This is a genomic window from Methylobacterium sp. 174MFSha1.1 (assembly GCF_900116815.1).
GTDB lineage: Bacteria > Pseudomonadota > Alphaproteobacteria > Rhizobiales > Beijerinckiaceae > Methylobacterium.
Genome location: NZ_FPCB01000045.1, coordinates 40,493 through 47,748 on the forward strand (window position 1 = coordinate 40,493; position 7,256 = coordinate 47,748).

Sequence of the window (7,256 nt, forward strand, 5' to 3'; positions counted from 1 at the left end):
ATGACCGCCCCCTCTCTCGACCAGTTCAAGGTCCTCACCTTCGACGTCGTCGGCACCCTGATCGACTTCGAGAAGGGCATCCTCGACCAGATGCGCGCCGTCTCCGGCCGCAGCCACGAGGAACTGAGCGACGCCCGGATCTTCGCCTCCTACCTCAAGGGCCGGGAGCTGAACTACGAGCGGTCGAGCGAGGTGTTCGCGGACGTCTACCGCCACGTCGCCAAGGAATTCGGCTTCCCCAACTCGGATGCCGATGCCGACGCGTTCCAGCTCTCGGTCCTGCGCTGGCCGGCCTTCTCGGATTCGGTGGCGGCGCTCAAGCGCCTGCGCCGGCACTACCGCCTCGTCGCGATGACCAACGCCGACCGCTCGGCCTTCTCGTTCTATTCCCACACCCTCGGCAACCCGTTCCACGACAGCGTCACCTACGACGAGGCGGGCGTCGCCAAGCCCGATCCGCAATTCTTCGCCTTCAACCGCGGCCGCCAATCGGCCTTCGGCTACAAGCAGAGCGACATACTCCACGTCGCCCAGAGCCAGTACCACGACATCGGCGTCGCCCGGGATCTCGGCTATTCGGTGTGCTGGATCGAGCGCCGCCAGGGGCTCGCGGGCTTCGGCGGCACGCCTGAGCCGGCCCGCCTGACCACGCCGGACTACCATTTCCCGACGCTCGAGAAACTCGCCGATGCCGCCGACGCGGCCTTCGCCGCCGGCGCCCGGCAGGCGGCCTGACGATGACGGCCTTCCCGAAGCCTCCGGTCGCCTCGCTCTGGGCCGCCGGCGCGGCGCCGGCCGGACGCTTCGGGCCGCTCGATCGCGACGTCCAGGCGGATGTCGCGATCGTCGGCGGCGGCTATACCGGGCTCACGGCGGCCCTGGCGCTGGCCGAGCGCGGCGAGCGGGCGGTGGTGCTCGAGGCCAGCACGATCGGCTGGGGCGCGAGCGGGCGCAACGGCGGAGTCGTCTCGGCGAAGTTCCGCCCCTCGTTCCAGGCCATCGCAGCGAAGCACGGGATCGCGGTGGCCAAGCGCATGCACGCCATTGCCTATGCCTCCGTCGAGACCCTGGAGCGGCTGATCGCCGAGCACGGCATCGTGCAAGCCAACTACGCCCGGGTCGGTCAGCTCAAATGCGCCCACACGCCTCACACGCTGGCGGCGACGGTCGCCGACATGGAGTGGATGCGCCGCGAGATGGGCGACGCCTCCGTCACCGAACTCTCCCGCGAGGCGGTGGAGGCCGAGACCGGCTCGCGGGATTTCGTCGGCGGCGTGCTCTCGGCCAAGGCCGGCGGCCTGCACCCGCTCAACTACGTGAACGGCCTCGCCCGGGCGGTCGATGCCAAGGGCATCGCGATCCACGAGGCGAGCCCGGCGCTGCGCCTGCACCGCGAGGCGGGCGGCGTCCGGGTCGAGACGCCGGGCGGCTCGGTGCGGGCGCGCCAGGTGATCGTGGCGACGAACGGCTACACCGATCTCACCGGGGCGGCCGCCCCGTTGCGCACCCGCCTGATCCCGTTCCGCAGCGCGATCCTCGCCACCGCGCCGCTCTCCGACAACCTGCGCGCCGCGATCCTGCCGAGCCGGCGGATCTACGTCGAGACCCGGCGGATGATGCGCTGGTTTCGCATGGTCGACGACCGGATGGTGTTCGGCGGCCGCGGCGCCTTCGGGCGCGAAGATTCGGAGGGAGCCTTCGCGACCCTGCACCGGGCGATGGTGCGCACCTTCCCGGCGCTCGCCGACACACCCGTGGCCCATCGCTGGTCGGGCCTCGTCGGCATGACGCTCGACGCGTTCCCGCATGTCGGCCGGCTCGACGACCGGGTGAGCTTCGCCATGGGCTACAACGGCGCCGGGGTCGCGATGTCGAGCCATCTCGGCGGCCTCGCGGCCTCCTTCGCCCTCGGCGAGAGCCCGGACGTCGGGCTGCTCGCCGCCGAGGACTTCCAACCCGTCCCGTTCTACGCGTTGCGCGAGCCGGCGGTCCGGCTCGTCGCCGGCTGGTACCAGTTCCTGGACACGATCGGCCGCTAGGGTGCGGCCTCACAGCAGAGGGGAAGTCGAGATGGCGTCGTTGTTTCGCACCACCGTCCTGGCCTGCCTCGTCGGGACGGCCGCGCCGGCTTTCGCCGCCGAGCAGATCACCTTCGTGTCTCAGGGCGGCGCCTACCAGCAGGCCCAGACGGTGGCGATCCTCGATCCGGCCGCCAAGGCACTCGGCATCACGATCAACCAGGACAGCGCCCCCGATGCCTGGCCGGTGATCCGCACGCAGGGCGCGACCGGCAAACCGACCTGGGACGTGGTCGACACCCCGACCCAGGATTGCGTGCGCGGCGGCAAGACCGGGCTGATCGAGAAGCTCGACTTCGCGAAGATCCCGAACGCCGCCGCCATCCCGGCTGCCTACAAGACTGAGTACTCGGTCCCCTACGAGTTCTATTCGAGCGTTCTGGCCTACAACAAGAGCAAGTACGGCAAGAATCCGCCGCAATCCTGGGCCGATTTCTGGGACGTGAAGAAGTTCCCGGGTGCGCGGGCCCTGCGCAACCACCCCTTCGCGACCCTCGAGGCGGCGCTGATGGCCGACGGCGTCGCGCCCGACAAGCTCTATCCGCTCGACGTCGACCGCGCCTTCCGCAAGCTCGAAGAGATCAAGCCGCATATCAGCGTGTGGTGGACCTCGGGCGGCCAGTCGGCCCTGCTGATCCAGGGCGGCGAGGTCGACATGGAGATGATCTGGAACGGCCGCGTCTCGGCGGTGATCGAGGCCGGGGCGGATGCCGACTACACCTACAACCAGGGCATCCTGCAGAACACTTCGCTCTGCATCCTGAAGAACGCCCCGAACCTCGCCACCGCGGTGAAGTTCGTGAACCAGGCGATCGACCCGAAGCTCCAGGCCAACCTGCCGCTCAACATCCCCTACGGTCCCGGCAACCCGGCGGCCTTCGACACGGGCATCATCCCGGCATCCCTCGCCGCCAAGCTGCCGAGCTCGCCCGACAACGCGAAGAAGCAGGCGGTGCTGTCGGCCGAGTGGTGGACCTCGGAAGCGGGCGACGCCGCGCTCAAGCGCTGGGCCGACTTCGTGCAGAAGCAGTAGGGTGCGTCACCCCTCTGGACCCTCCCCCCTCTGCGGGGGAGGGTGCCCCGCGGAGCGGGGCGGAAGAGGGGAACCACGCTTCCGGAGAGGTCGCGACCGTTGTGAAGGGCGCGATCTGGATCAGGGTCGCGCTGCCCCTCTCCCGCAGAGGGAAGAGGGTCGATCGTTGGCGCCCTCTCGTATCCTCTTCGCCGTCCCGCCGTTTTATCGCCTTCGGACACCCCGCCATGACTCACCCCAGCCCCGCCCTGCGGCGGCACGAGCGGCGCGAAGCCCTCCTGGTCCTCGGGCTGCTCTTCCCCGCCCTCGCGGTGGTCACGGTGCTGCTCCTGGTGCCGCTCGCTTGGCTCGCGGTCCAGTCGGTCACCGCAGACGGCGCGTTCAGCCTGGAGCATTACCGGCGCTTCCTCACCGAGGACATCTACTGGCGCAGCTTCCTGCTCACCTTCCGCATCGCGCTCGTCGTCACGGTCCTGGCTCTGCTGCTGGGCTACCCGGTCGCCTACGCCGCCGCGACCCTGCCGCGGCGCTGGAGCGTCGTGGTGCTCGGCCTGGTGATCCTGCCGTTCTGGACGAGCGTCCTGGTGCGGGCCTATGCCTGGATGGTGCTGCTGCAGCGCCGGGGCCTCGTCAACACCGCCCTCCAGGGCCTCGGGCTCACCGACCAGCCGATCGCGCTGATCAACAACGAGTTCGGCACGGTGCTCGCCACCCTGCACATCCTGGTGCCCTTCATGGTGCTGCCGCTCTACGCCACGATGCAGCGCATCCCCCGGGACCTGATGCTCGCCGGTGCCAGCCTCGGCGGCGGGCCGGCCCACGTCTTCCTGCGGGTGTTCCTGCCGCTCTCGATGCCGGGCGTCGTCGCCGGCACGGTCCTGGTCTTCGTCCTGGCGCTCGGCTTCTACATCACCCCGGAGCTTCTCGGCGGCGGGCGCACCTTTATGGTGTCGATGCTGGTGAGCCGCAACGTCGAGATCTACAACCAGTGGGGCGCGGCGAGCGCCATCGGCGTGGTGCTGCTCGTCTGCGTGGCGGCCCTGTTCTGGCTCGCCTCCCGGGTGGTCCCGGTCGAGCGGATCATGGGAGCGCGCTGAGATGACCGCTTCCCTCCCCGCCCGCCTCGCGCTGGGCACCCTCGTCGCCCTGGTGCTGCTCTTCCTGGTGCTGCCGATCCTGATCGTGGTGCCGATGTCGTTCTCGAACGCGCGGTTCCTCACCTTTCCGCCGCCGGGCTATTCCCTGCGCTGGTACGAGGCGTTCTTCGGCAATCCGGCCTGGATGCAGGCGGCGCGGGTCAGCCTCGGGGTCGCGCTCGCCACCGCCCTCGGGGCGACGGTGATCGGCACGGCCGCGGCCTACGCGCTGACCTTGAGCGGCTCGCGCCTCGCCCGCAGCCTGACCGTGATCCTGCTCCTGCCGCTGATCGTGCCGATCGTGATCACGGCGATCGGCGTGTTCTTCGTCTTCGCCAGGGCCGGGCTGCTCGCCACGATGCCGGGGCTGATCCTCGCCAACGTCATGCTGGGGACGCCCTACGTCGTCACCTCGGTGCTGGCGGGCCTGCGCGGCTTCGATCCGGCGCAGGAGATGGTGGCGCGCAGCCTCGGCATGAACCGCCTGCGCGCCTTCTTCGCCGTCACCCTGCCGCAGATCCGGCCGAGCGTGGTTTCGGGCGCGCTGTTCGCCTTCATCTCGGCCCTCGACGAGACCGTGGTGGCGATCTTCATCGCCGGCGGCCAGAACCAGACCCTGACGAAGCGGATGTTCACGGCGTTGCGCGACGAGATCGATCCCACCATCGCGGCGATCTCCTCGCTCCTGACCGCCGCCTCGCTGATCGTGGTGGTGCTGGCGAGCCTCGCCGCCCGCAAGTCGCGCACCAGCGCATGATCTCCGCGCGCCGGCAGATGACCATAATCCTGATCCTCGGCGGCGGCTCGGCCGGCTGCGTGCTCGCCGCGCGGCTCTCCGAGGAGCCGTCGTTCCACGTCACCCTGGTGGAGGCGGGCGGCGACCTGACCGAGGCCGCGATGCCGCCGGAGATCCGCAGCCGCTACCCGGGCCGGGCCTATCTCGATCCGCGCAACCTCTGGCCGGCGCTGACCGCCCGGATGGGTGCGCCCGCCGGCAACCGACCGGACGCGCCGCCGCCAAGACGCTACGAGCAGGCGCGGCGGCTCGGCGGCGGCTCGGCGATCAACGCCATGATGGCGAATCGCGGCGCACCTGGCGACTACGACGAGTGGGGGGCGCTCGGCGCCGAGGGCTGGTCGTGGGAGGCCTGCCTGCCCTACTTCCGCAAGCTCGAGGCCGACCGGGACTGTGACGGGCCGCTGCACGGCAAGGATGGTCCCCTGCCGATCCGCCGCGCCACCCGGGAGCAGCTCTCGCCCTTCGTCGCCGCCACGATGCGGACGCTCCAGGCGCAAGGGCATCCGGCCGGAACCGACCAGAACGGGCCCTGGCGCGATGGGGTCTATGTCGGCACGACCGCGATCTCGGATGCCGGCGAGCGAGTGCCGGTCTCTGTGGCCTACCTGACGCCGGCGGTAAGGGCACGGGCAAATCTGGTCGTGCGCACCGGCCTCCTCGCCGAGCGAATCCTGTTCGAGGGAGGAAGGGCGATCGGCGCGACGGTGGCGCCCCTCGCCGGCGGCCCGCCCGAGACGATTCCGGCCGACCACGTTGTGGTGGCGGCGGGCGCGATCCATAGCCCGGCGCTCCTCCTGCGCAGCGGCGTCGGGCCCGGACCGGCGCTCCGCCGGCACGGCCTGCCGGTGATCGCCGACCGGCCGGGCGTCGGCCGCAACCTGATGGAGCACCCTTCGATCGCGGTCTCGGCCTATCTCACCCGCGCCGGCCGGGTCCGCGATCCCGGGGAGCATCACGAGCAGGCGATCCTGCGCTACTCCTCGGGCCTGCCCGGCACGCCGGAGGGCGACATGCACGGCGCGATCCTGTCGCGGACGGGCTGGCATAGCCTCGGACTACGCATCGGCGGCATCTTCTTCTGGGTCAACAAGTCCTATTCGCGCGGTGAAGTCGTGCTCGCCTCGCCCGACCCGCGGACCGAGCCGCAGGTCGATTTCCGCATGCTGTCCGATCCCCGCGACCGCGACCGCCTGGCGGACGCCGTCCGCCGTGGCGCGCGGGCCCTGTGCGACCCGGCTCTCGCGGCGTTGCGCGGTCCGGTCTTCCCGGCGAGCTACTCGCCCCGAGTGGCCCGGGCCGCCGCGCCGAAGCCGTGGCCCGCAGCGCAGCGCGGGATCCTGTCGGGATTGCTCGATTCAGCCGGACCGGTCCGGGCGGCGCTGATCCACGGCGTCATCACCCGGGGCGTCACCCTCGACAGCTTGCTGGCCGACGAGAGGGCCCTCACCGACTTCGTCTCCGCCGAGGTCGGCGGCACGTGGCATCCATCCGGCACCTGCCGCATGGGTGCGCCGAACGACCCGATGAGCGTTTGCGACGGCGCCGGCCGGGTGCACGGCGTCGAGGCCCTTCGCGTCTGCGACGCATCCCTGATGCCGACGATCCCGCGGGCCAACACCAACATCCCGACCGTGATGATGGCCGAGCGCATCGCCGATTTGATCCGGCGGGACGGCATCGCGCCATGCGAGCGCCCGCCCATCTAAGTCTGCGGTGCTCGACGGCGTTGGACAGTCCCGAGCGGCGTACGAGTGCAATCGCTCAACGCCTCTGAGGCGAGCAGCTCTGAACGCGACGAAGCCCGCCAAGCGTGAGCTCGGGCGGGCTTCGTCGTGAGGGTCGTGACGAGGGAAGGTGTACGTGCTTGGCAGGTCTGGCGGTGACCGACTCTCCCGTGTCTTGAGACACAGTACCATGGGCGCTGGGGCGGTTAACGGCCGAGTTCGAGATGGGATCGGGTTCTGATCACCCCGCTCTGACCACCAGACCGGCCAAGCACGTCGCGTTCGGGCAAGCATGTGTGGAGGGGCTGTGACGCCCATCCGTCTTCATCGTGTTGTGGTTGGTGTCGATCCGGACACGGATCATGAGAGCGATCAAGCCGATCGAGCGATTAGTACTGGTCAGCTCAGCGCGTTACCGCGCTTGCACATCCAGCCTATCCACGTGGTCGTCTTCCACGGCTCTCGAGGGAGTTCTCGTTTCAAGGG

The 7,256-nt window shown here is 70.2% G+C and carries 6 protein-coding genes and 2 rRNA genes; 6 read left to right on the forward strand and 2 right to left on the reverse strand.

Annotation, left to right across the window (positions count from 1 at the left end; genetic code table 11):
• The 6 genes from BM430_RS29060 (at position 1) to BM430_RS29085 (ending at position 6,752) form a co-directional block, all read left to right on the forward strand.
• Positions 1-735, forward strand: coding sequence for an HAD-IA family hydrolase (locus BM430_RS29060; protein ID WP_093570704.1), 735 nt, complete (start codon positions 1-3; stop codon positions 733-735).
• A 2-nt stretch (positions 736-737) separates the two neighbouring features.
• Complete coding sequence (locus tag BM430_RS29065; protein ID WP_093570705.1) at positions 738-2,039, forward strand: NAD(P)/FAD-dependent oxidoreductase; 1,302 nt, start codon at positions 738-740, stop codon at positions 2,037-2,039.
• 31 nt (positions 2,040-2,070) lie between these two features.
• Entirely contained in the window at positions 2,071-3,111 is a 1,041-nt protein-coding gene (locus BM430_RS29070) for an ABC transporter substrate-binding protein (protein ID WP_093570706.1), read from the forward strand.
• A gap of 227 nt (positions 3,112-3,338) precedes the next feature.
• Positions 3,339-4,208 (forward strand): ABC transporter permease, encoded by an 870-nt coding sequence (locus BM430_RS29075; protein ID WP_093570707.1) that lies wholly within the window; start codon positions 3,339-3,341, stop codon positions 4,206-4,208.
• A 1-nt stretch (position 4,209) separates the two neighbouring features.
• On the forward strand, positions 4,210-5,004 hold the full coding sequence (locus BM430_RS29080) for an ABC transporter permease (RefSeq protein WP_093570708.1): 795 nt from the start codon (positions 4,210-4,212) through the stop codon (positions 5,002-5,004).
• Between the two features lie 17 nt (positions 5,005-5,021).
• Entirely contained in the window at positions 5,022-6,752 is a 1,731-nt protein-coding gene (locus tag BM430_RS29085; RefSeq protein WP_093570711.1) for a GMC family oxidoreductase, read from the forward strand.
• Positions 6,753-6,917: 165 nt separating this feature from the next.
• Here BM430_RS29085 and rrf read toward each other — a convergent pair.
• Positions 6,918-7,033, reverse strand: a 5S ribosomal RNA gene (gene rrf / locus BM430_RS29090).
• Positions 7,034-7,138: 105 nt separating this feature from the next.
• A 23S ribosomal RNA gene (locus BM430_RS29095) occupies positions 7,139-7,256 on the reverse strand; the annotation flags it as partial.